The organism is Streptomyces sp. NPDC048479, assembly GCF_040651435.1.
Classification (GTDB): domain Bacteria; phylum Actinomycetota; class Actinomycetes; order Streptomycetales; family Streptomycetaceae; genus Streptomyces.
On record NZ_JBEZKA010000044.1, the window covers coordinates 16804 to 38819 of the forward strand.

Below are 22016 nucleotides of genomic sequence, written 5' to 3' on the forward strand. Positions count from 1 at the left end.
TCAGCCGCATGACAGTCCGACTGACATTTCTGTGTGCAACAACCGGGGACACCGGCAGGGACGCACTCTTCGGTGACGGCCCCATGAGTCAGCGCGGTCTGCGCGAGGCTGCCGCCGCCGGAGCAGCGCTCCCTCCGTACCCGCTCGCCATCCGTGCGCCTTCCTCCCGCTGCGCGCAGATCGCCGACGCCCTCGGCCTGGAGTCAAGACTCGAGCCCGCGCTGCGCGACTTCGACTACGGCACGTGGCGCGGCTGCACAATCGACGAGGTCGCCACCACCGACCCTCACGGGTTTACCGCCTGGCTCACCGACCCGGATGCCGCGCCGCATGGCGGCGAGTCCGTACGCCAGCTCTGCCACCGAGTCGCGAACTGGCTGAGCAGTGTGCCGCCTGACACGGGCCGCGCATTGGCCATCACCGAACCAGCCGTTGTCCGGGCCTTGCTCGTCCATGCTTTTTCCGCGCCGGCAAAAGCCTTCTGGCATCTCGATGTGCCGCCCCTGTCCGCGTTCTCCTTTACATCGCGCGGTGGCCCCTGGAGCGTCCGGTACATCGCGCCGTGGCCGCTGGAACAGCGGGCTCGGCCTCGTCACTCCCTGAAGGAGCCGGCGGTAGTTCACGCTGCTTCCATGCCTTGAGACGAAGGAAGTCCGGTCAGTGACACCATCCCCCGCCGAGACCCCGCCGGCATCGCCGCCGCCTGCGCCCCCGTCGCCTCCAACGCCCCCCTCCGGCCACATGTGAACCATCTGATGGCCGTTGCGCGCGGGGGGCGGGTAAGTGTGGCCTTCCTGGAAGTCGGACTTGTCTGGTGAAACGATGTCCGTATGCAGGCGGCCGCCGGTGCGGCGTCTCTTCGTGCCCACCCGGCCAGGAGCAGGGAGGCGAGCCATGCAGGGTGACCCCGAGATCATGGAGTTCCTCAACGAGCAGCTGACCGCCGAGCTGACCGCGATCAACCAGTACTTCCTGCACACCAAGATGCAGGAGAACTTCGGCTGGACCAAGCTTGCCGCACATACCCGGCACGAGTCGTTCGAAGAGATGAACCACGCGGAGGTCCTGACCGACCGGATCCTCCTGTTGGACGGCCTGCCGAACTACCAGCGGCTCTTTCATGTGCGAGTGGGACAGACGGTCACCGAGATGTTCCAGGCGGACCGCGAAGTCGAGGTCGAGGCGATCGACCGCCTCAAGCGCGGCACCGACGTCATGCGGGCCAAGGGCGACATCACCTCGGCGAACCTCTTCGAGTCGATTCTTGCCGACGAGGAACAGCACATCGACTACCTCGACACCCAGCTGGAGCTGATCGAGAAGCTGGGTGAGCCGCTCTACCTCGCCCAGTTGATCGAGCAGCCGGAGAGCTGAGCCGCCGGGGTTCACACGCCGGCGGCGGTGACCACGGCGTCGGTGGCGAAGCCGAGCAGCAGGCCCAGCAGGATCATCCAGGTGGTCAGCTCCTTCATCGCGGCTCGACGAACCACGGCGAACAGCTCGATGACCACGTAGAGGATGGATCCGGCGGCCAGGCCCATGAAGGCGATGCTGAGGGTTTCGTTGACCACCTGCTGGCCGATCAGGGTGCCCACGAAGGTGGGACCGCCGCCAATCAGGCCGAGCAGTGCAAGGGTGCCCCACGAGGGTCGCACTCCCTCGGCTGCCAGCGGGGCGACAATGCCGAAGCCCTCGGTCGCGTTGTGCAGGCCGAAACCGATGACCAGCAGTACGGCCAGTGAGATCTCGCCCTGCGCGGCGGAGTTGCCGATGGCCAGGCCTTCCGCGAAGTTGTGCAGGCCGATGCCAGTGGCGATCATGAAGGCAAGGCTTGCGGCTCGCGAGCGGGCCGTGGGGACCAGTTCGCTTGCGGTTGCCGCCCCCGGGCCCTGGGACGAAGCCGCGGCGGAAGCCCGGCGGCGCACACTCCAGCGGTCGTAGTACACCAGGCCGCACAGGCCGACGGCGAGGCCGGCGGTGAGCACCAAGCTGCCGGTGGCCGCTGTTGCCCAGTGGTTGTCGCTCAGCGCGGCGTCGGTGGGCTCCCAGGCTGCGCTGAGGACGTCCCAGAGCAGGAAGAGCAGGATGCCGATGGCAACCGCGTTGAGCCCCGCCCTCAGTCGGGGTGCGGGACTGCGCAGGCGGCCGATGGGCAAGCCGAGATAAATGGTGAACCCGGCGACAGCACCGAGCAGAGCGATCTGCGAATCGGACATGGCCGTTCCAGGTAGGGCTGCGCAGGGACTGGCCGCGCGACAGTGGGCGAGGTAAGCCTTACCTAAATAAGCTACGCGCTGCCGGGGATCCGCCGCATCTCGACCCGGCCGTCCCTCAGCGGCATGGGCACGACTGCCGGCCCGGGGCGCCGTAGGGCGTCGGGCCGGAGCTACGGCAGGACCGACCGGACCGACTCCGGCGTCCGTGCCATCACCCCCGTTCCCTCGTCGGCGGTGATGATCGGCCGCTGGATCAGAACCGGACGGGCCGCCAGAGCCTCGATCCACCGGGAGCGGTGCGCTGTCTCGCGGGGCCAGGAGGTCAGGCCCAGGTCGGTGGCTGCCGGTTCGCCGGTTCGGGCGATGTCCCATGGCTCCAGGCCCAACCGTTGCAGGACCTCCTCCAGCTCCGCCACGGTCGGCGGGTCCTCCAGGTAGTGCCGGACCGTATAGCGGGCCTCTTCCGCGTCCAGCAAGGACAGCGCCGACTGGCACTTGGAGCAGGCGGGGTTGATCCAGATTTCCATGAACGCGGTCTCTCGTGATCGTTCAGACAAGCCGCTGAACGACCTGGGTCGGGGGTCGAATCAGGTGGGCAGGCCGGTCAGGGGGAGGTATTCGCCGCACGAACGGGCGCCGCTGCGCAGCGTGCCCAGGAGGCTGGAGGTGCGGGTGCCGGAGTCGGCGGCCTGGACCCCGCGGAGAGTCATGCAGGTGTGGGTGACGCCGCAGGTATCGATCTCTTCGGGTCGCCAGGTGCTATGTGCAACATGGCGCGTGGATGGGTCATGTCAGCTGCCGCCGATACCGAGAGCGGTGAGCAGGACCAGGACGACGGTGACGACGGCGAACAGGCCGTGCCCGGCGACCACCGGCACGGGGAAGTATCGCTCAGCAGGCTCGGACCGCTCCCCCTCAGCCGCCGGGGCCGCGGTACGGGCCCGGCGCACGGGGATCCAGCGGGCCAGCATCGTGAAGCCGAGCAGGGCGACGGGCACGAGCAGGCCGAAGGCGGTCCAGGCAAGCGCGTCCTTGTCGGCGATCACGTAGATGATCCACACGACCAGGCCGATGGCGGCCAGCGCGAAGTGGCCGAAGACGATCGGGACGGGCAGGCGGCTGGTGCCGCCTCGGACGCCGCCGCGCGAGATCCAGGTGCCGAGCATGTAGAAGCCGCCGAGAGCGGTGATCACCCAGGTGATCAGTGCGGCGATGTCCATGGGGAACTCCTAGCATTGGGTGGTGCGAGGGCCGGTGCGGATGCGCCGCGGCCGGTGGTGGTCGTCGTCAGCCGGTGCGCCGGCTCGGCCGCCGGTGGGCGGGAACAAAACCCTCGGCCTGGGTCGCCTCGTCCGCGACCCGGACGCCGTAGTGGTAGGCGAGCTTGCCGCCCAGATATCCCGAGACGCCGAGCACGGCCAGGCTCACTGCGCCCAGCACGAGCTGTCCGGTGCCGACGCTGTCGGACGGTCCGTCTCCGGCGTGCCGCCACAGGAAGTTGCCCGCGTAGGCGGCCGTCACCAGCAGGTTCAGCGTCATGTGGATGAGACCGACACGGAAGGCCCGTGTATCGGTGGGGATGGCGAGCAGGTCCAGGAAGCCGACCATCGCCGCCAGCAGGGCGCCGATTACCCCCAAAGCGATCAGCCACATGGATCCCCGGGCGAGGAAGTCTGGGTCGTCCACGACGTGGGAGGCGATGTCGAAGACGAGGCTGCCCACCCACGCTCCGATCGGCACGGTGACCAGGATCGGATGGAACGGGTGCCCGTAGGGGCCGGCGAGTGTGGCACTGACCGGCCGCTTCGCCTGCTGCTGGAGTTCGCTGGGCATGACGCGTCCCCTCTCATCGATTTCACCAATCAGTATTGGACTTATTCGCGGTAGAGGTCAATAGCGCCCTCAAGCAAGGCGGGTCTATCGAGTTACACCCGACTGAGTTGGCGTTACTGTTGCAGCATGACCTCTGACCTGACTCCGGCTTCGCCTCAGCCCTCCGCCGCTGCGAGCGTCGAAGCGGTCTCGGTCCTCGCGGACGACCTGCGCCGGACGATGTACGACTTCATCCGGCGCGCCCATCGGCCTGTAACCCGGGAAGAGGCGGCCGGCGACGCCGGGATCTCGGTCAAACTGGCGGCCTTCCATCTGGACAAGCTCGTTGCGGCCGGGCTGCTGCGCTCCCGCTATGACAGCCCCGGCGGCATCCGCAGGGTCGGCCGTAAGCCCAAGGTCTACGAGCCGGCCGCCATGGACATCCGCATCAACATCCCCGAGCGCCGCGCCGACGTACTCGCGGAGATCCTCGTCGATGCGGTCCTTTCCGAAGAGCCGGGTGAGGACGCACGGTCTGCCGCGCTCCGTACGGCCCGCCACCGGGGCGAGGAACTAGGAGCCGCCGAACGCGCCCGCAGCCGTCCGGGCCGGCTGGGACCCGAACGCTCCCTCACCCTCAGCGAGGCCATGCTGGAGCAGCACGGCTTCGAGCCCCACCGCGAAGCCCCCACCGAGCTGCGGCTGCTCAACTGCCCCTTCCACCCGCTCGCCGCCCGCTCCCCCGAGCTGGTGTGCGGGATCAACCACGCCTTCCTCGACGGCTTCCTCACCGGACTGGAAGCCACCGGGATCGACGCGGTTCTGGCCCCCCGCCCGGGCCGGTGCTGCGTAGAGCTGCGCGCCGCGTCAGGCGGCCACAACGCGCCGGATCCCGCCGCCGACGGCCCCGGTATCTGTACGAAGGAGCACGGCACTTCACCCGCGGACCTCGGCACCACGCCATAGGCGGGCCCTCGGTCTGCGGGCCAGGGCCGAAAGATGCTGCCGGGCTGTCACAGCTCCCCTCGGAAAATCGGGCGTCGGGCCACAGGCTGTCGGCGGCGCGTGCTGTTGTCCCACTCAGCTCGTTGTCGCCCAGCGTCTCGGAGACGACGTACTTCGATCCGCACGACCTGCGGGGTCGTGATCGCTCTGCCACCGCGCGGGGCCTGCCGCATCGTCCGGCCGTCACTGTTTCAGGTTTTCTCATACATTGGTGGTTATGTCGGTTCGGCTCCAGACGGTGCACAGCCTCATGAGACGTCGTGCTGTCGTCGCCGTGACAGCGGCGTGCACGCTCGCCGGTCTCGCCGCCTGCGGGGCGGTCGGCGAGGCAGGCGAGGACGCGGGCGGGAGAACCTCCGGCAGTGGCGGCTTCACGATCGGGCTGCTGCTACCGGACACCCACACCGCTCGCTGGGCGACCGCCGACAAGCCCCTGATCGTGGAGAAGGTCAAGGCGCTGTGCCCCGACTGCAGGGTGACCCACGCCTACGCCTCGGCGGATGTGGCCACTCAGCAGCAGCAGATCGAATCCATGATCGCGGACGGTGCCAAGGTCCTGATCCTGGATCCCGTCGACGACAAGGCGCTCCGCTCCTCGATCACCAGGGCCCGCGACGCGCACGTACCGGTGGTCTCCTACGACCGTCTCGCCGAGGGCCCCATCTCGGCCTACTCCGGCTACGACTCGGAGGAGATCGGCAGGATCCAGGCCGAGGAGCTCCTCAAAGCGATGGGCCCCAAGGCGCGTGACGGCCAGATCGTGATGATGAACGGTGACCCCACCGACCCGAACACGAGAGACCTGATGAGGGGCGCGCTCTCCGCGCTCAAGGGCAAGACGAAGATCGGCAGGTCGTACTACACCGCCGAGTGGATTCCGGAGAACGCGTTCAGGAACATGTCGGCCGCCATCGCCGAGCTGGGCGCGGACAGGATCGACGGCGTCCTGGCGGCCAACGACGGGCTCGCGGGTGGCGTGGTCACCGCGCTCAAGGCCGCCGGTATCAGGCCGCTGCCGCCCGTCACCGGTCAGGACGCCGACCTCTCGGCCGTGCGGCGGATCGTCAAGGGCGAGCAGTACGTCACCGTCTACAAGTCCTTCGAAGCAGAGGCCGGCGCCGCCGCCGAGATGGCCGTCGCCCTGGGCCGTGGCGAGAAGCTCGACACCATCGCGACGGACCGTGTCAGCAATGACACAAGCAAGGAGATTCCGGCCGTCCTGGGCCCCCTCGTCCCCGTAACCGTCGGCACGATCAAGGACACGGTCGTCAAAAGCGGCCTTTACACGGTCGGCCAGATCTGCACTCCGACGATCGAAGCCGCGTGCCGGAAAGCCGGACTCACCGAATAGGCAGCCCGACGCCGCACCTCCCGCACGTCGTGCGGCATCAATCCGGCCGGGAGAGACGGGACGGACAAAGGAGGTGGTTCATGTGCGGAGCACACCCCTGCTGGCGCTGCGCGGAGTCAGCAAACGGTTCGGCGCTGTCTGGGCACTCACGGACGTCGAGCTGGAGATCCATGCCGGAGAAGTCGTCGCCCTGGTGGGCGACAACGGCGCGGGCAAGTCCACCCTGATCAAGGTGATCACCGGCGTCGCCCCCGCCGACGAGGGTGTCATCGAGTGGAACGGCCGTCCCGTCCGGATCACTCGCCCCCGCGATGCCCAAGGCCTGGGCATCGCCGGCGTCTACCAGGACCTCGCGTTGTGCGAAACCCTCGATGTCGTCGGCAATCTCTTCCTCGGCCACGAGATCGGCAGGACCGGAATCCTCGACGAGGTGTCCATGGAGCGCCGTGCCGGGGAACTGGACCTGCTGGACACCCTCTCCATACATATCCCCAGCGTCCGCGTCCCCGTCGCCTCCCTCTCCGCGGGCCAACGCCAGACGGTCGCGATCGCCCGCGCTCTTCTCAGCGAACCCAAGATGCTCATCCTCGATGAACCGACCGCTGCGCTGGGCGTCAGGCAGACCATCCATTTCCTCGACCTGATCGACCGGCTGCGGGAACGCGGGGTCGGCGTTCTCCTCGTCACCCACAACCTGGGTGACGTCAAGGCCGTCGCAGACCGGGTCGCGGTGCTGCACCTCGGTCGCAACAATGGTTTCTTCAGCGTGCCGACCACGTCCCAGGAGCAGATCGTCTCCTCCATCACCGGCGCCACCGACAACGCCGTAACCCATCGCGACCGGGCGGCGGAGGGAGCGATGTGAACAGGACACGGGCATCCGAGAATCTCCGTCCCACCGGGGCGGGTGGCGATTCGGCCGGTACCGTGCCCACAGCCGTCGACGAGCGCCGGGCAGCGGGCGGCGAGGGCGGTTTCAGGAGCTACGTCGGCGATTTCACCCGCAAGCTGCGCAGCGGCGAACTCGGATCGCTGCCCGGCATCATCTGCGTCGTCGTGCTCTGGACCGTTTTCCAGAGCCTTCACCAGCAGTTCCTGTCACCCCGCAACCTGTCCAACCTCAGCGTGGACATCGTCGGCACGGGCATGATCGCCCTCGGCATCGCCTTCGTGCTGCTGCTCGGCGAGGTGGACCTGTCGGTCGCCTCCGTCAGCGGGCTCACGGCAGCGGTGTTCGCCGTGCTGAACGTGCACAACGACCTGCCGGAGTGGCTGGCGATCGTCGCCGCCATGCTCGTCGGGGCGGCGATCGGAGCCGTTCAGGGGTTCTTCTCGGCCAGGATCGGCATACCGGCGTTCGTCGTCACCCTGGCGGGGCTGCTGGCCTGGAACGGCCTCATGCTCTATGTCCTGGGCGTGAGCGGCACCATCAACCTCCACGAGCAGGGCCTGATCCACGCGCTGACCAGCTACTACTTCAACGACGCGGCAGTCGCGTACGGGCTGGCGGCGCTCAGCGTGGCCGCGTTCTTCCTCGCGTCCTACCGGGACACACGCCGCCGCAGGGCCGCCGGCGTGCGGTCCCGGCCGCTCAGTGTCATCGCCGTGCGCACGGGCGCGGTGGCACTGGTCGCGTTCGCCGCCGCCTACACCCTGAACCGCTTCCAGGGCCTGCCGCTCGCTCTTCTGATCTTCCTGGCCTTCGTCGTCGGCCTCGACTTCGTCCTTCGCCGCACGTTCTACGGGCGGAAGATCTTCTCCATCGGCGGGGGTGCCGAGGCGGCCCGCCGAGCCGGCATCAGCGTGGTGTGGTTGCGGATCTCGGCGTTCATGGTGTCCGGGACGCTGGCCGCTGTCGGCGGGCTCTTCCTGGCCTCACGCGTCGCCGCGGTGGGCCAGACCTCGGGCTCCAGCATCCTGCTGATCAACGCCGTCGCCGCAGCCGTCATCGGCGGCGTCAGCCTGTTCGGCGGCCGCGGTACAACCTGGTCTGTCCTGCTCGGCATACTCGTCATCCAGTCCATCGCGTCGGGAATGGTTCTCCTGGGCATCCCGACGCCGATGCAATCCGTCATCACCGGTGGTGTGCTGCTCGCCGCCGTGGCCCTCGACTCGCTGTCGCACCTCTCGCAGAAGGCACACGGCAGGGCTTGACCACCCAGGCCGGGACCTCGACCGAGCCTCGGTCACAATGCGTAATGGTTTGCGCGTCAAGGGCGGTTCGACGGTTGGATCCACCCCAGCGATCGCTCGACGGCCCGCTGCCAGTTGTCGTATTCCGATTCGCGCCGCGCGGAGTCCATGTCGGGCAGCCATTGGCCCGCCCGGTGCCAGTTGCGGCGCAGGACTTCCAGGTCCGACCAGTAGCCGACGGCCAGCCCGGCGGCGTAGGCGGCGCCCAGCGAGACGGTCTCGGCGACCATGGGCCGCACCACGGGCACGTCGAGGACGTCGGCCAGGATCTGCATGAGCAGGTTGTCGGATGTCATGCCGCCGTCGACCTTGAGCTCATTCAGGGTCAGCGAGGAGTCGGCGTTCATGGCGTCGACGACCTCACGCGTCTGCCAGCCGGTGGCTTCCAGCGCAGCTCGGGCCAGGTGCCCCTTGGTGATGTACGAGGTGAGGCCGACGATGACACCGCGTGCGTCGCTGCGCCAGTGGGGCGCGAAGAGACCGGAGAACGCCGGGACGATGTAGCAGCCGCCGTTGTCCTCGACGGTGCGCGCCAGGGTCTCGATCTCCGGCGCGCTGCTGATCAGTCCCAGACGGTCACGGAACCACTGGACCAGCGAGCCTGTGACGGCGATCGGGCCTTCCAGCGCGTAGACCGCGGGCTGGTCGGCGATCTTGTACGCGACGGTGGTGAGGAGCCCGTTCCGGGACCGTACGACGTCAGTGCCGGTGTTCTGCAGCAGGAAGCTGCCGGTCCCGTACGTGCACTTCGCCTCGCCCGGGGAGAAGCACGTCTGCCCGAAGAGTGCAGCCTGCTGATCGCCGAGCGCGCTCGCGATGCGGATGCCCGGTAGGACCGAGCGGTCCTCACCGTAGCTTTCCACCGAGGACCGGATCTCGGGCAGCATGGCGCGGGGGACCCCGAAGAACCCCAGCAGTTCCTCGTCCCAGGTGAGCGTGCGCATGTTCATGAGCATCGTGCGACTGGCGTTGGTGGCGTCGGTGATGTGCTGACCGCCGGCCGTCCCGCCGGTGAGGTTCCAGATCAGCCAGGTCTCCATCGTGCCGAACAGCACCTCGCCGTCCTGGGCTCGCTGTTCCAGCCCCGCGACGTGGTCGAACAGCCAGCGGATCCGTGGCGCGGAGAAATAGGTCGAGGGCGGCAGGCAGCAGCGGTCCAGGAAGAAGTCGTCGCCGGGGTCGTTTCTCAGGTCCTCGATGAGCGGAGCGGTGCGGGTGTCCTGCCAGACGATCGCTCTCCCCAGCGGGGTGCCTGTCCGCCGGTCCCAGAGCACCGTGGTCTCGCGCTGGTTCGCGATACCCAGGGCGGAGACCTCTCCACCGGCGGCGCCGACGCCGGACAGCGCCTCGGGCACGACGCGCCGCAGATTGCGCCAGATCTCGACCGCGTCGTGCTCGACCCAGCCGGGCTTCGGGAAATACTGCTGGTGCTCGCGCTGGGCCACCGACACCAACCGCCCACGGTGGTCGAACAGGATGCAACGGGTGGAGGTGGTGCCCTGGTCAATGGACATCACATACCGTTCAACCATGATCCGGACCGCCTTCCGATGCGTCGAGGATTCGGTGGTGGGACCTACCAGCGGGCCGCCCCCAGGTCTCTGGAGATCGCCCGTGCGGCCTCACGGAGCAGGGTGATCAGGGCGAGCTGAGGCCGGCCCCGGGCATCACAGACCCGCTCGATCGGGCCGGACACACCGATGGAGCCCACCACGAGACCCCCGTGCCCCCGGATGGGCGCGGCGACGCCGGCCTCGCCCATGCTCATCTCCTGAACCTCGGCCGCCCATCCGATCTCCCGGATCTCGGCGAGTGCTCGGCTGAGCTCCTCCGGGACAACCAGGGTGTGCCGGGTGTACGCATCCAGCCCGGCGTCGAGCGCCGACTCCACGGTCGCGGTGCCGAAGGCCAGCAGGACCTTGCCGAGCGAGGAGGCGTGCAGCGGCAGCAGCGCGCCCACGTCCAGGGTCTGGAGCGTGTCGTCCGGCCGGAAGACGTGGTGGACGATGAGCACCCTGCCCTCCAGGGGGGTGCCCAGGCGGACTGCCTCCCCGCTGCGGGCGGCCAGGGCGTCGGCCCAGTTGATCGAGCGCGACCGCAGCTCGTTGACGTCGAGGTAACTGGTGCCGAGGTGGAGCAGCGCCGCCCCGAGCTGGTACTTTCCCGTGGCCGCGTCCTGCTCCACAAAATCTACGTGCTGCAAGGTGCGCAGAATGCCGTGGGCAGTGCCCTTCGCCAGCCCCAGCGACGCGGCCACTTCGCCCAGTCCGAGCCGACGCGGGCCGCCCGCGAGCAGGCGCAGAATTGCCGCCGCCCGTTCGATGGACTGGACCGGACCGGCCATATAGCGATTCTATGCCCGCCTTTGCCGGTCTACGGCGGCGCATGATGAGGTGATTTTTCAGGATCCAGGTAGAACGTTCGGTAATGCCGACCGCTGTTTATTGACCGGCCTCACATCGCTCCCTAGCGTGCGTTGAGGTCGGCGTCCCGCCGGCAGCGCTACGCCGAGGAGGGCAGATGGCGGCTCAGCTCAGCACAGTGGCCCGCGAGGCAGTCGATCATTTCTGTCCCGTGCCGCATTCCCCGGGGGCTGTCTCGGTCGTACGCGGGCGTGTCCGCGCGGTGCTCGCGGAGTGGGGCCTTTCCCCGGACGTCACCATGGATGCGCTCGTGGTGGTCTCGGAGCTGCTGACCAATGCGCTCGTCCACGCCCTGCCACCGGCGACGCTGCGGTTGTCGTGGGTCCGCGTCGACGAACGAAGAGCCGTGCGCGTCGAAGTCACCGACGCGGGACTCGCGCTCCCAGCCAGGCAGTGGGCTGTCCCGGACGAGCACGGCCGGGGAATCGCCATAGTCACCGCCCTGTCGGCCCGCCATGGCATACGCGCCCATACCGGCGGGATCACCTACTGGGCGGATCTCCTCGCAGCGTAGGAGGACAGCCCGGAAAAGCCCGGAATCCCAGCCCGGACGCCGGGAACGGGACCCGGAAACGCCAGGCGGGCGCGCAGACCCGCCGGCCGGCCGACGTCGTGCTGCCTAACCGCATGCGTCGGAGATCATCGACGACGCGGCCGGAATACAGCACAAGGCAGTTCGGGCCATGGGTGGCCACCGGCACCGACCTGGACGTCCTGCACACCTCCTTGCGCTCCGGGCGCACGGGCGAACGACGTTGGTCGGTGATGGTGGCCAAGAGGACCAGCCGGCATGGGATCTGACTCATCGTCAGTTGTTCACGATCGGGTCACCGCACGCTGTCGCACAGCTCCAACACCAGCCCGGCGACCGTCTCCGGCTCGTGCTCGCGGAGATTCCGTCGTCGGCTCACAGCCGTCCGGCCTCGGCAAGGGCCGGCAGGTCGTTCGCGGCCTGGCGGGAGCGGATTCGGATGGCGGCCGTGTCGGGGATCGGTCCGCCGAGCAGGGCGGTGTCCACGATCTCTGCGCGACAGAGCCAGTGCGACGGGTTCGTGCGTCATGGCCCGGCCGGTGTCTTCGACCGGTTGTCGGTGCGAGGGCCGGTTCGGGTCGGGCGCCTGGTCACCAGCGCGATGAGTACCCAGGTCAGGTGGGCTTCGGACTGCTGTGGAAGCCCCTCGTAGTCGCGCGCGTTCCGGCGGGCCTGCATGATCCAGCCCGTGGTCTGCTCGACCAGCCAGCGCCATGGGAGGACGACAAAGCCCCGTTGACGCCCTTGGGCCGGGCGCTCGGGGCGAGATGGTGCACGATGGTTCGTCCTTCAATGCGTTGGGAGGAGGGAACCCTGACGCACTCGCCGCTCCGCCGGCAGCCCTAAATGATCACTGTCGCCACAGGCCGCGGGTGATCCGCTCCCAGGGCGAGCGGGTGGCGCCGAAATAGGTCTCGTGTGTCCAGATGTGGGTGCACGACGGGCACTGCAGGTGGAGCAGGCTGCCGGTGTTGGAGAGCATGTAGCGCCAGTGCTCGGAGCATGTACGCCCCTGTTCGCAAGTGGCGCACCCGCGGCGGTCGTCGCAGTTCGGACAGGCCACCCAGGCGCGGCGCCCGATGTCGGCCTGCGGGTCAAGCGGCAGCATGGCCGCCCCCTCTCCGCGGGAGCACACCGGCCGAGACCAGCTCGTCGTACAGGCGCTGCTGCTCCGCGCTGAGGCCGGAGTACAGCAGCTCATACGCCTCTTCCTCGCCGCACAGTGCCGCGACGGGGTCCCAGTCGGGGCCGAGAGCGGCCAGGACATGAGTCCGCCGGAGCATTTCGTGTGAGCCCAGGTCGACGGCGAAGTCGACCGGTGCGGGGGTGCCAGGTCGGTCCGCCGCGGGCCTGCTCGCTGAGGCGGGTTCGTCCGGTTCGCCAGGAAGGGTGGGGCCATGGGAGGACATGCGACCGAACGTAGGTAAGCCATCCGCGCTCCGGCAAGAGCAGGTGGGAGAAGTCACAACAGGTCGGCGACCGCGGCGGCACCCGAAGGTGGACCCGGGACGAGTGTCACCCGGGCGCTCGTCGTGCGGCTGCTTGCACGGGGCGCCTGGGCGGTCAGCAGGGGCGCTGGTGCGTGTCGTGCGACTGACACAGGGCTCCCCTTGTGTCGGTCAGCCGCACCTGCCGCTCGGCCGCTTCCGCGTCACCACGTCGCTGATGCCGGTGGTCGCGTCGCGCCACACCACCTGGGTGCCGGGTGCCGCGGCGGCCGAGAGCCGCGCGACTCGAATGTCAGGAGAAAGCGCGTTTTGCTGAGAGAGCGGCGCAGTCGGGCATACCGTCCGCCTGCTCCGGTCAGGACTCGGAGCGAGAACTGAATACGTACGCGACTGGGGAAAGCCGGTGGGAATCCGGCACTGACCTGCAACCGTGTGCAGCGCATCCGCGCTGCCAGTCGGAGAGCCAAGCGTGCTGCGCGCACCGCTTCTCACTGCCATGGTCTGCAGCGTGGAGCCTCGAGCCCCTGGTTGGCCGGCCCCTGCCGCTTCCGTAACGGAACGCGTGTCAGGGGTTCGTCGTGTCACGTGTGGGCGAGGGAGGCGCGGCAGACTCCGCTCTCGCCAGAAGGGCACCACCATGCGCCAGACATTCGTCCGCCGCGCCGTGATATCGACCGCTGTCCTCGGCCTCGCCCTCACCACTGCGCCCGCCGTCGCCCAAGCGAAACCGACCGGACCCAACGCGCCCGTCAAAGTGAATCTGACGGTGCAGGGCCCCGACGGAACGCTCTTCAAGGGCAGCATCAGAACGAAGGGCCACGACGTCACCCGTCACCGGTGGTACCCACAAGTGCGACGGGACCAACGGAGGCCAGAACCTGACCCCGGGTGCCACTCCGACCGCCGCTCTGGACGATGCGGCCCGGAAGAGACACTTCGCCTGGGATGGCACCTGGTACCCGTCGTTCGACGACTTCTCCGTCGACACCATCAAGAAAGTCAGCGGCGGGTCCTCGGCGTACTGGAACATCTCAGTGAACGGCACGCCGACCCCGGTCGGCGGCTGCCCGGCGCGCTCGGCCTCCGTCGCACCTTCATGAAGACGCAGCAGATACGTCTCTGGTCCAGCAATGGCGGGAAGGGGCTTGGGGCGCGGTTCACTGATGTGGTCCGCGACTTCGGACAGGCGCCCTGAGACGGGGAGTTCGTCAGGTGTGCCGAGGTAGGCACCCCCCTCCTGTCCGGGTGCCGGAGCGGGGTACATCGGTCCACCACTCCGGCACCCGCCTTCAAGTCAGGAAACCTAGGTCCGAAGCTCAGCCCTGACCTCGTGAGCCGCCGCAACCAGGTGCTCGAGGGACGCCTTGGTCTCCGCCCAGCCGCGGGTCTTCAGGCCGCAGTCCGGGTTGACCCACAGACGTTCGGCCGGAATCGCTTCGAGTCCCTTGCGGAGCAGGGCTGCTGCTTCGTCAGCGCTGGGCACGCGCGGGGAGTGGATGTCGTAGACGCCGGGGCCGGCCTCGCGCGGGTAGCCGTGAGCGGCGAGTTCGCGTGCGACCTGCATGTGGGAGCGGGCTGCCTCCAAGCTGATGACGTCGGCGTCGAGGTCGTCGATGGCCTGGACGATGTCGCCGAACTCGGCGTAGCACATATGGGTGTGGATCTGAGTGTCCGGGCGCACGCCACTTGTGGCGAGGCGGAACGCCTCCGTCGCCCAGGCCAGGTACACGCCGTGGTCGGCGGCCCGAAGCGGGAGGGTTTCGCGCAGCGCGGGCTCGTCGACCTGGATCACCGAACTACCCGCTGCCTCCAGGTCGTTGACCTCGTCGCGCAGGGCGAGGGCGACCTGGCGTGCGGTGTCGCCGAGCGGCTGATCGTCGCGGACGAAGGACCAGGCGAGCATCGTGACCGGGCCGGTGAGCATACCCTTGACGGGGCGGTCGGTCAGCGATTGGGCGTACGACGTCCAGCGGATCGACATCGGTTCGGGGCGTGCGATGTCGCCGGCCAGGATCGGCGGGCGGACGTAGCGGGTGCCGTACGACTGGACCCAGCCGTGCTCAGTGGCGAGATACCCCGTCAGCTGCTCGGCGAAATACTGCACCATGTCGTTGCGTTCGGGCTCGCCGTGCACCAGGACGTCGATACCGGTCTTCTCCTGGAAGGAGATGACCTCGCGGATCTCCGCCTCGATGCGCCCCTCGTAGCCGGCGGTGTCGATCCTTCCCGCACGCAGATCGGACCGGGCGGTGCGCAGTTCGGTCGTCTGGGGGAAGGAGCCAATGGTCGTCGTGGGCAGCAGCGGCAGGCCGAGGTGGGCACGCTGCGCGGCGGCCCGCTCGGGGTACGGCTGGGAACGGCGGCCGTCCGTGTCAGTGACCGCGGCTGCCCGGGCGCGCACCGCCGGGTCACGTGTGATCGCCGAGCCCGCCCTGGAGGTGAGATCGGCGCGGTTGGCGGCGAGTTCGGCCGCGATGGTGTCGGTGCCCTGGGCGAGACCGCGGGCGAGGGCGACGATCTCGGCGGTCTTCTGCCGGGCGAAGGCGAGCCAGCGGGCGATCTGCGGGTCGATGTCCCGCTCGGCGGAGCTGTCGAGCGGGACATGCAGCAGCGAGCAGGAGGCGGCGACGTCGACCTGGCCTGCCAGGCCGAGCAGGGTGCCCAGCGTGGACAGGGACTTCTCGAAGTCGTTGATCCAGATGTTGCGGCCGTTGACGACTCCGGCGACCAGGCGCTTGCCGGGCAGCCCGCCGACCGCGGCCAGGTCGTCGAGATTGGCCGCGGCGGCTTCGGTGAAGTCCAGCGCGAGACCGTCGACGGGGGCCTTGGCGAGGATGGGCAGGGCTTCGCCGAGCCGGTCGAAGTAGGAGGCGACGAGCAGCTTGGGCCGGTCGTCGAGACCACCGAGGTCGCGGTAGGCGCGGGCCGCGGCGTTCAGGTCCGCGCGGGTGCGGTCCTGTACAAGGGCGGGCTCGTCCAGCTGCACCCACTCGGCGCCGGCGGCCCGCAGGTCGGACAGCACCTCGGCGTACACCGGCAGCAGTCGGTCCAGCAGAGTGATCGGCTCGAAGTCGGCGGCAACGCCGGGGGCGGGTTTGGCCAGCAGCAGATAGGTGACCGGTCCGACCAGCACCGGGCGGGCGGTGTGGCCGAGCGCGACGGCTTCCTTGAGCTCGGCGACCTGCTTGGAGGAGTCGGCGGTGAAGACGGTGTCGGGGCCGAGTTCGGGGACCAGGTAGTGGTAGTTGGTGTCGAACCACTTGGTCATCTCCAGCGGCGCGACATCATGGGTGCCGCGTGCCATCGCGAAGTAGCCGTCCAGGGAGCCTGCCTCGACGGCGGCACGGTGGCGGGCAGGGATCGCGCCGACCATGACGCTGGTGTCCAGGACGTGGTCGTAGTACGAGAAGTCGCCGGTCGGGACCTCGTGGATGCCGGCTTCGGTGAGCTGCTGCCAGTTGGCACGGCGCAGCTCGGCGGCGGTCTCCCGGAGGGCTGCAGCGGTGACGCGGCCCTTCCAGTAGCCCTCGATGGCCTTCTTCAGTTCACGGTTCTGGCCCTGACGGGGGTAGCCGTACACGGTGGCCCGTGCTGCCGCGGCTGTGGACAAACTGGTCACGGAACTCTCCTTCGCGAGTATGTCTCCTGTGGAACCCGGCGACGGGCAGAGAACGCGAAGGGGTGACGAACCGGACGGCACGGTCTCGCGCCGTGCGCGCGGCCGTCCGTCTGGTATGTACGCCGACCCGCCCTCGAGGTCACCGGGATCTCCGCACGCGATCGAGTCGCGTACGGGCAACGGGCAGGTCTTCGGACTCGCGGGCACGTCTGCCGGTCTCCCGGCGGACTCCTACTGGCCGTCGCTTCCCAGACCCGGCCGGGTCCAGTGCGTATGACGGCGGTCGTTCCCGCTCACCGCTGCGGGGCAGTCCCGGATTTTCACCGGGTTCCCTCTTGCGACGCTCCTGCCTGGCTGACAGGGCGAACCAGCTGCAACGGCCAGCCTAGAGGGCAGCCCTTGAGTACGAATACAGCTGTTCACATTCCGGACGGTGATCTGCGCGGCCGTGTCAACGCCAGCAGCAGCGGGTCGCCGGCCAGGTTCCGGCAGGCGCTGCGGAGGCGGAACGCCGCCGCTCCTCCCGCGCCATCCGCGCCGCCAATGCTCGGAGTTCCGGCTGGCCGACGCCCGGCCCGCCGAACGGGCAGAGGCGCGGTCGGTGCAGCACCGACGCCGACCCCACCAGCTCGCCCTGCTGGAACTCCGCGCGGGACGCGGCGCAAGAGGCAGCGCCGCCAACGAGCGCCGCCGCCGCACTCGGCTGCGCCCATCCCGCCACCAGTACGCGGCTGCCCGGACCGGCAGGCAGCAGTGGCCGCACCTGCGCGGCGCTTCCCACGTCGTCGAGCACGAGCAGCAGCCGCAGCCCGCTGGTGGCGTCGCGCCATGCGGCGATCAGGTCGTCGCGATCCTGGGGAACGTCCGCGTCGGCCATGCCGAGCGTGCGCAGCAGCCGCTGGAGCAGCCGCTTCGTCAAGGGCCGGTCGCCCTCCGGTGAGTGGTGCGTGAGCCGATCGAGGAAGAGGACGGCGTCCGGGTGTTGGGGGCGAAGCGTCCACGCCGCGTGCACCAGCAGTGATGTCTTCCCGACCCCGGCAGGCCCGTCCACCGTCGCGACGGTGACAGCATCGTGGGGGGCGCGGTCAGTGCGGCGACCTCCGCGACACGGCCGATCAACTTACCCGCGTTACCGGGGAGTTCGTTCACCGTGCGAAGCGGCCGGGCCCGCGCGGACACCGGCGGCAGCGATGCCCGGGGACGCCGCGAGGCAGCTGCCGCGGGGGCCTTCGAGGCGGGCGCTGACACGGAACCCGATCGACCGGCAATGGCCGCATGGGCATACAGACTCGTTCTCCCCTCTGGGGAGATCCGCCCCAGCTCGATCGAGGAGGCGACCGCGTGAGTCTTCTGGCTCTCGGGTCGTCGCTCGTCCCGGCCTTCCCAGCCGCATCCGGGCAGTGGTCTGTTCGGGATCCGCTCGCCGATCACAGTGGCGGGACCGCGCCGGATTCACACCGGCTTCCTCGTTCCGCCGACGCCTTTTCGCGTGACATCATCGCAGAAGGGAGCACCGGTTCATACGCCCAATGCACGGCCGACCAAGGCGAACTGTCACCTACGGCAGGAACGGGCGTCCGGGTCGTGAGGTGGTCGCCGAGACCGCCACGGCCCGTTCGATGCACCAACAGCACCCCAGGTCCCATGGTCCGCTCGCCGGTCCACCAACTGGTGCAGCAGCATGCCTTCGAAGCACTGCTCGCGATGCGCACCACGGCCCACTTGTCCACAAAGCCGTGGTGGCCCCCGCACTCCCATCATGGTGTTCGCGCGCACACTGACCCTCCGAACTGTGGTGTCCCACCACATGTGCCCCTGACCTGCGTCTTCCTACGGTGTGGCGACACGGAAACGTCCCCGCCAACTGTCCGGAAGTGGTGTCCATGGCCGCCCCCGCAACCGCTCCACCAGCTCCCAGTTCACTCAAGCGCATCGTCGCCGCGAGCCTCATCGGCACCACCATCGAGTGGTACGACTTCTTCCTCTACGGATCGGCCGCCGCGCTGGTCTTCAACAAGCTGTTCTTCCCTGGCTCCGACCCGCTCGTCGGAACCCTGCTGTCGTTCCTGACGTACGCCGTCGGGTTCGCCGCCCGCCCGCTCGGGGCGCTCGTCTTCGGGCACTACGGCGACCGGCTCGGCCGCAAGAAGCTGCTGGTGCTGAGTCTGCTGCTGATGGGCGGGGCGACCTTCGCCATCGGGCTGCTGCCGACGCACGCAACTGTCGGTACCGCCGCGCCCGTACTGCTCACCGTGCTGCGGCTGGTGCAGGGATTCGCTCTCGGTGGTGAGTGGGGTGGTGCCGTGCTGCTGGTGTCGGAGCACGGTGACGCCAAGCGACGCGGGTTCTGGGCCTCGTGGCCGCAGACGGGCGCGCCTGCCGGGCAGTTGCTCGCCACTGGGGTGCTCTCCGCGCTCACCGCACTGCTGTCGGACGCCGCGTTCACCTCGTGGGGCTGGCGCGTACCGTTCCTGCTCTCCGGTGTTCTGGTGGTCGTCGGTTTGTGGATTCGTCTCTCTGTCGATGAATCACCGGTCTTCAAGGCGGCGTTGGCGCAGGCCGAGGAGCGCAAGGCGGCAGCGGGCCAGGTCGAGAAGATGCCGCTCGTCTCTGTGCTGCGGCATCACTGGCGCGACGTGCTGGTGGCCATGGGGGCGCGGATGGCGGAGAACATCAGTTACTACGTGATCACCGCGTTCATCCTGGTGTACGCGACGACCGCTGTGGAGCTGAGCAAGCAGACCGCACTCAATGCCGTACTCATCGCCTCTGCCGTGCACTTCGTGGTGATCCCGGCGTGGGGCGCTCTGTCGGACCGCATCGGGCGCAGGCCCGTGTATCTCATCGGTGCGATCGGGGTCGGTGCCTGGATGTTCCCCTTCTTCGCGCTCATCGACCGGGGCAGCTTCGGCAGTCTGCTGCTCGCCGTCACGGTGGGACTCGTTCTGCACGGGGCGATGTACGCGCCGCAGGCGGCCTTCTTCGCCGAGATGTTCGCGACGCGCATGCGGTACTCCGGGGCCTCCATCGGTGCGCAGTTCTCCTCCGTCGCGGCCGGTGCGCCCGCGCCGTTGATCGCGACCGCGCTGCTCGCCGACTACGACTCGTCGACGCCCATCGCCTTGTACGTCATCGCCGCGGCACTGCTCACCGTGGTGGCCATCGGCTGCGCGAGGGAGACCCGGCACCGTGATCTGGCCGCTGTCGAGGCTGAGCCGGTGGAGAGCACCCCGGCGACCCGGCCGGCGGATGCGCAGACTGCCTGACGGGCGAAGGCTGCACGGATCGAACACACCGCGTGGACCCCGAGGAGGGTCCGCGCGGTGGCGCGTTCAGTGGACGACGGCCGCGGACATCGCATGCAGGCGCAGCGCGAGCTGGATCTCCAGCGACCTGGCCGGAGACTGCCAGTCGGGGCCGAGCAGCCGGCCTATGCGTTCCAGGCGCTGAGCGACGGTGTTCACATGAACATGCAGATCGTCCTTGGTACGGGCCGGGCTCATACCGCTCGCGAAGTACGCGTCGAGCGTACGAACCAGGTCGGTGCCGCGCCGCCGGTCGTAGTCGACGACCTCGCCCATCGTGCGCCGTACGAAACCGTCGATGTCGCCGGGGTCGGCCAGTAGCAGGCCGAGGAATCCCAGGTCCTGCGCGGCCGCGCCCTGGCCTGAGCGGCCGAGCAGCCGCAGGGCGTCTAGGCAGCGCCGCGCCTGTGCGTACGCCCCGGCTATCGGGCTCGGATCGCCGGCGGCCGCCAGAACGGGCGCGGACGCGCCGACGGTGACCGACTCCCGTACGGTTCCGCTCAGTTGTCTGGACGTCTGGCGGGCGAGGTCGGCCGCGCTGTCGTCGGGGCCGAGCGGAAGCAGCAGTACGGTGCCGCCGTCACGGGCTGCGGCCAGGCCCGAGCGGGTCGCGGCCAAGTGAGAGGCGGCGGACCACAGTCGCTGCCGGTCCGCGGTCCGGCGGTCCGCGGTCTCACGGTCGGAGGCGCCCGAGGTGCCCGAGTCGGGTCCGTCGATCCGGACGGCCAGCACCACATGCGGTGCGTCGAGGTCGGCCTGCAGCCGCGCCGCCCGCTCCCGCAGCAGTCGGGGGTCCCGGTCCGGTGCGTCGAGGAGATCGTCGAGGAGTTCGCCCCGTACTCGCTGTTCGGCGTCGTGGGCGGAACGCCGGGCGAGCAGCAGCAGAGAGGTGACCATGGCCGCGCGCTCCATGGTGCGCTGGTCGACGGGGTCGAGCTCGGGATGGTTGCGGAGCACCAGGGCACCCAGCAGCTCGCCGCCCGCCGATACCGCGGCCACCCAGTCCTGCCCGTGCCGCACTGCCCGGCCGTCGGTGCCGGTGGCTTCGAGGTCGGTGTCCGTGAACTCGACCGTTCCGTCCAGGACTTCGGAGAGCGCGGCGGCCACATCATGGACACCTCCGCCTCGCAGCACCACCTCGGTCAGCCGGTCGTGGACCTCCGAGGCACGCTCGATGACGCCGCTGTGGTCGCGGATGATCTCGTTGGCCCGCTCCAGCTCGGCGAGCGCCGAGCGGGTCTCCGCCAGCAGGTTCGCGGTGTCGATGGCGACGGCGGCATGAGCGGCGAAGGAGCCGAGCAGCGCGACCTGTTCCCGTTCGAAGACCCTGGCGCGGCGGTCGGCGGCGAAGAGCACGCCGATGACCTGGCTGCCGAGCATCAGCGGCACTCCAAGGATGGCGACCAGGCCCTCGTCGCTCACGGCCGTGTCGATCGTCCTTGTGTGCTCGAACCGCGCGTCGTCGAAATAGCTGTCGGTGACATACGGACGGGCTGTCTGGGCGACGAGACCGCCGAGCCCCTCCCCCATGCCAAGCCGCAGCTGCTGGAAGCGCGCCGACACCGACCCCTCGGTGACCCGCATATAGGTGTCGCCCGCTGCCGGGTCGTTGAGGCTCAGATAGGCGACTTCCGTGCCCAGCAGCGAGCGGGCGCGCTGCACGATTGCTCTCAGCACGGCGTCGAGATCACGCAGACCTGCCAGGTCGTGCGCGGTCTCGAAGAGCGCGGAGAGCTCGGCCTCGCGGCGGCGCCGCCCCTCCAGCTCGGCACGCACCCGCAGCGCGAGCTGTTTGGCGTGCTCGAGGGAGGCGACCGACTCGGCCCCGGCGCCGCTCGCGCGGGCGAGCAGCGCCGGCCGGTCGTATGCCTCCGCGTCGGCACCGCGTGCGAGGAGCTCCAGGTAGGAGGCTTGATCGTGGGACATGAACACAGGATTCCTGCCGTACGGGCGTTCGCACCAGCCCTGTGGACAACGAAGCCGTTGTGGACAAGCGGAGGACCCCAGGGCGTGTTGCCCTAGTTGTATTGATCACGAGCGTTGTTGACACGCACGGGTCTTGATCATGGCGAAGGCCTCCGTGTGTGGTGGAGGTGTCGAATTCTTCACCGC

Annotated in this window: 20 protein-coding genes, 2 pseudogenes and 3 riboswitches; of the genes and pseudogenes, 9 read left to right on the top strand and 13 right to left on the bottom strand. The window is 69.1% G+C overall.

Annotation, left to right across the window (positions count from 1 at the left end; genetic code table 11):
- Positions 1-8 precede the first annotated feature (8 nt).
- Both AB0D12_RS37610 and bfr read left to right on the top strand, forming a co-directional pair.
- Entirely contained in the window at positions 9-641 is a 633-nt protein-coding gene (locus tag AB0D12_RS37610; RefSeq protein WP_362693540.1) for a histidine phosphatase family protein, read from the top strand.
- Positions 642-894: 253 nt separating this feature from the next.
- Positions 895-1374, top strand: coding sequence for a bacterioferritin (gene bfr / locus AB0D12_RS37615; RefSeq protein WP_362693543.1), 480 nt, complete (start codon positions 895-897; stop codon positions 1372-1374).
- An 11-nt stretch (positions 1375-1385) separates the two neighbouring features.
- On the opposite strand, the gene AB0D12_RS37620 is transcribed toward bfr, so the two are convergent.
- From AB0D12_RS37620 to AB0D12_RS37640, 5 genes are all read right to left on the bottom strand, one after another.
- Positions 1386-2216, bottom strand: a complete 831-nt coding sequence (locus AB0D12_RS37620) for a ZIP family metal transporter (protein ID WP_362693546.1) — start codon at positions 2214-2216, stop codon at positions 1386-1388.
- Between the two features lie 170 nt (positions 2217-2386).
- Complete coding sequence (locus tag AB0D12_RS37625) at positions 2387-2743, bottom strand: ArsC/Spx/MgsR family protein (RefSeq protein ID WP_362693549.1); 357 nt, start codon at positions 2741-2743, stop codon at positions 2387-2389.
- A 60-nt stretch (positions 2744-2803) separates the two neighbouring features.
- A complete protein-coding gene (locus AB0D12_RS37630; protein ID WP_362693552.1) occupies positions 2804-2926 on the bottom strand; it encodes a hypothetical protein in 123 nt (40 codons plus the stop codon).
- 81 nt (positions 2927-3007) lie between these two features.
- The gene (locus AB0D12_RS37635; protein ID WP_362693555.1) at positions 3008-3436 is read right to left on the bottom strand and encodes a hypothetical protein; all 429 of its coding nucleotides are present in this window, start codon (positions 3434-3436) and stop codon (positions 3008-3010) included.
- A gap of 67 nt (positions 3437-3503) precedes the next feature.
- A complete protein-coding gene (locus AB0D12_RS37640; protein ID WP_362693558.1) occupies positions 3504-4049 on the bottom strand; it encodes a DUF2231 domain-containing protein in 546 nt (181 codons plus the stop codon).
- A gap of 126 nt (positions 4050-4175) precedes the next feature.
- Between AB0D12_RS37640 and AB0D12_RS37645 the strand changes: the two genes are divergently transcribed.
- The 4 genes from AB0D12_RS37645 to AB0D12_RS37660 all read left to right on the top strand — a co-directional run bounded on the left by AB0D12_RS37645 (position 4176) and on the right by AB0D12_RS37660 (position 8538).
- Positions 4176-4994 (top strand): transcriptional regulator, encoded by an 819-nt coding sequence (locus tag AB0D12_RS37645; protein WP_362693561.1) that lies wholly within the window; start codon positions 4176-4178, stop codon positions 4992-4994.
- A 289-nt stretch (positions 4995-5283) separates the two neighbouring features.
- Positions 5284-6384: a substrate-binding domain-containing protein gene (locus tag AB0D12_RS37650; RefSeq protein ID WP_362693563.1), complete on the top strand. Its 1101-nt coding sequence runs from the start codon at positions 5284-5286 to the stop codon at positions 6382-6384.
- Positions 6385-6457: 73 nt separating this feature from the next.
- Positions 6458-7249 carry an ATP-binding cassette domain-containing protein gene (locus tag AB0D12_RS37655; RefSeq protein ID WP_362693566.1) on the top strand — a complete coding sequence of 264 codons (792 nt, stop codon included), beginning with the start codon at positions 6458-6460 and terminating at the stop codon, positions 7247-7249.
- Positions 7250-7392: 143 nt separating this feature from the next.
- Positions 7393-8538 carry a sugar ABC transporter permease gene (locus AB0D12_RS37660; protein WP_362693602.1) on the top strand — a complete coding sequence of 382 codons (1146 nt, stop codon included), beginning with the start codon at positions 7393-7395 and terminating at the stop codon, positions 8536-8538.
- Between the two features lie 56 nt (positions 8539-8594).
- Here AB0D12_RS37660 and glpK read toward each other — a convergent pair whose 3' ends face one another.
- Together glpK and AB0D12_RS37670 are read right to left on the bottom strand one after the other, a co-directional pair.
- Complete coding sequence (glpK, locus tag AB0D12_RS37665) at positions 8595-10109, bottom strand: glycerol kinase GlpK (RefSeq protein WP_362693569.1); 1515 nt, start codon at positions 10107-10109, stop codon at positions 8595-8597.
- A 44-nt stretch (positions 10110-10153) separates the two neighbouring features.
- Positions 10154-10921, bottom strand: a complete 768-nt coding sequence (locus AB0D12_RS37670) for an IclR family transcriptional regulator (RefSeq protein ID WP_362693572.1) — start codon at positions 10919-10921, stop codon at positions 10154-10156.
- Between the two features lie 176 nt (positions 10922-11097).
- Here AB0D12_RS37670 and AB0D12_RS37675 point away from each other — a divergent pair, with 176 nt between their 5' ends.
- Positions 11098-11514, top strand: a complete 417-nt coding sequence (locus AB0D12_RS37675) for an ATP-binding protein (protein WP_362693575.1) — start codon at positions 11098-11100, stop codon at positions 11512-11514.
- A 543-nt stretch (positions 11515-12057) separates the two neighbouring features.
- Here the strand turns inward: AB0D12_RS37675 and AB0D12_RS37680 are convergent.
- From AB0D12_RS37680 to AB0D12_RS37690, 3 genes and pseudogenes are all read right to left on the bottom strand, one after another.
- Positions 12058-12288 (bottom strand): annotated as a pseudogene (locus tag AB0D12_RS37680) (hypothetical protein); the annotation flags it as partial.
- 94 nt (positions 12289-12382) lie between these two features.
- The gene (locus AB0D12_RS37685; protein WP_362693578.1) at positions 12383-12640 is read right to left on the bottom strand and encodes a hypothetical protein; all 258 of its coding nucleotides are present in this window, start codon (positions 12638-12640) and stop codon (positions 12383-12385) included.
- Positions 12627-12941, bottom strand: coding sequence for a DUF6400 family protein (locus AB0D12_RS37690; protein WP_362693581.1), 315 nt, complete (start codon positions 12939-12941; stop codon positions 12627-12629). The genes AB0D12_RS37685 and AB0D12_RS37690 overlap by 14 nt, the downstream gene beginning before the upstream one ends.
- Positions 12942-13377: 436 nt before the next feature.
- Positions 13378-13442: riboswitch (cobalamin riboswitch) on the top strand.
- Between the two features lie 175 nt (positions 13443-13617).
- On the opposite strand from AB0D12_RS37690, the pseudogene AB0D12_RS37695 reads away from it, so the two are divergent.
- Positions 13618-14080, top strand: a pseudogene (locus tag AB0D12_RS37695) (DUF4430 domain-containing protein).
- A gap of 203 nt (positions 14081-14283) precedes the next feature.
- On the opposite strand, the gene metE reads toward AB0D12_RS37695, so the two are convergent.
- Positions 14284-16599, bottom strand: a complete 2316-nt coding sequence (gene metE / locus AB0D12_RS37700; RefSeq protein ID WP_362693584.1) for a 5-methyltetrahydropteroyltriglutamate--homocysteine S-methyltransferase — start codon at positions 16597-16599, stop codon at positions 14284-14286.
- Positions 16600-16763: 164 nt separating this feature from the next.
- A riboswitch (cobalamin riboswitch) is annotated at positions 16764-16986 on the bottom strand.
- A 64-nt stretch (positions 16987-17050) separates the two neighbouring features.
- Complete coding sequence (locus AB0D12_RS37705) at positions 17051-17650, bottom strand: hypothetical protein (protein ID WP_362693587.1); 600 nt, start codon at positions 17648-17650, stop codon at positions 17051-17053.
- Between the two features lie 271 nt (positions 17651-17921).
- A riboswitch (cobalamin riboswitch) is annotated at positions 17922-18112 on the bottom strand.
- A gap of 370 nt (positions 18113-18482) precedes the next feature.
- Here AB0D12_RS37705 and AB0D12_RS37710 point away from each other — a divergent pair.
- Entirely contained in the window at positions 18483-19865 is a 1383-nt protein-coding gene (locus AB0D12_RS37710; RefSeq protein ID WP_362693590.1) for an MFS transporter, read from the top strand.
- Positions 19866-19931: 66 nt separating this feature from the next.
- Here AB0D12_RS37710 and AB0D12_RS37715 read toward each other — a convergent pair whose 3' ends face one another.
- On the bottom strand, positions 19932-21830 hold the full coding sequence (locus AB0D12_RS37715) for a GAF domain-containing protein (protein WP_362693593.1): 1899 nt from the start codon (positions 21828-21830) through the stop codon (positions 19932-19934).
- Positions 21831-22016 lie beyond the last annotated feature (186 nt).

Coding starts and splice junctions, on each gene's coding strand:
- AB0D12_RS37670 (WP_362693572.1), bottom strand. CDS start 10,921: ATGGCCGGTCCGGTCCAGTCCATCGAACGGGCGGCGGCAATTCTGCGC.
- bfr (WP_362693543.1), top strand. CDS start 895: ATGCAGGGTGACCCCGAGATCATGGAGTTCCTCAACGAGCAGCTGACC.
- AB0D12_RS37610 (WP_362693540.1), top strand. CDS start 9: ATGACAGTCCGACTGACATTTCTGTGTGCAACAACCGGGGACACCGGC.
- AB0D12_RS37690 (WP_362693581.1), bottom strand. CDS start 12,941: ATGTCCTCCCATGGCCCCACCCTTCCTGGCGAACCGGACGAACCCGCC.
- AB0D12_RS37675 (WP_362693575.1), top strand. CDS start 11,098: ATGGCGGCTCAGCTCAGCACAGTGGCCCGCGAGGCAGTCGATCATTTC.
- AB0D12_RS37640 (WP_362693558.1), bottom strand. CDS start 4,049: ATGCCCAGCGAACTCCAGCAGCAGGCGAAGCGGCCGGTCAGTGCCACA.
- AB0D12_RS37620 (WP_362693546.1), bottom strand. CDS start 2,216: ATGTCCGATTCGCAGATCGCTCTGCTCGGTGCTGTCGCCGGGTTCACC.
- AB0D12_RS37715 (WP_362693593.1), bottom strand. CDS start 21,830: ATGTCCCACGATCAAGCCTCCTACCTGGAGCTCCTCGCACGCGGTGCC.
- AB0D12_RS37650 (WP_362693563.1), top strand. CDS start 5,284: ATGAGACGTCGTGCTGTCGTCGCCGTGACAGCGGCGTGCACGCTCGCC.
- AB0D12_RS37710 (WP_362693590.1), top strand. CDS start 18,483: ATGGCCGCCCCCGCAACCGCTCCACCAGCTCCCAGTTCACTCAAGCGC.
- glpK (WP_362693569.1), bottom strand. CDS start 10,109: ATGGTTGAACGGTATGTGATGTCCATTGACCAGGGCACCACCTCCACC.
- AB0D12_RS37635 (WP_362693555.1), bottom strand. CDS start 3,436: ATGGACATCGCCGCACTGATCACCTGGGTGATCACCGCTCTCGGCGGC.
- AB0D12_RS37625 (WP_362693549.1), bottom strand. CDS start 2,743: ATGGAAATCTGGATCAACCCCGCCTGCTCCAAGTGCCAGTCGGCGCTG.
- AB0D12_RS37685 (WP_362693578.1), bottom strand. CDS start 12,640: ATGCTGCCGCTTGACCCGCAGGCCGACATCGGGCGCCGCGCCTGGGTG.
- AB0D12_RS37630 (WP_362693552.1), bottom strand. CDS start 2,926: ATGACTCTCCGCGGGGTCCAGGCCGCCGACTCCGGCACCCGCACCTCC.
- AB0D12_RS37645 (WP_362693561.1), top strand. CDS start 4,176: ATGACCTCTGACCTGACTCCGGCTTCGCCTCAGCCCTCCGCCGCTGCG.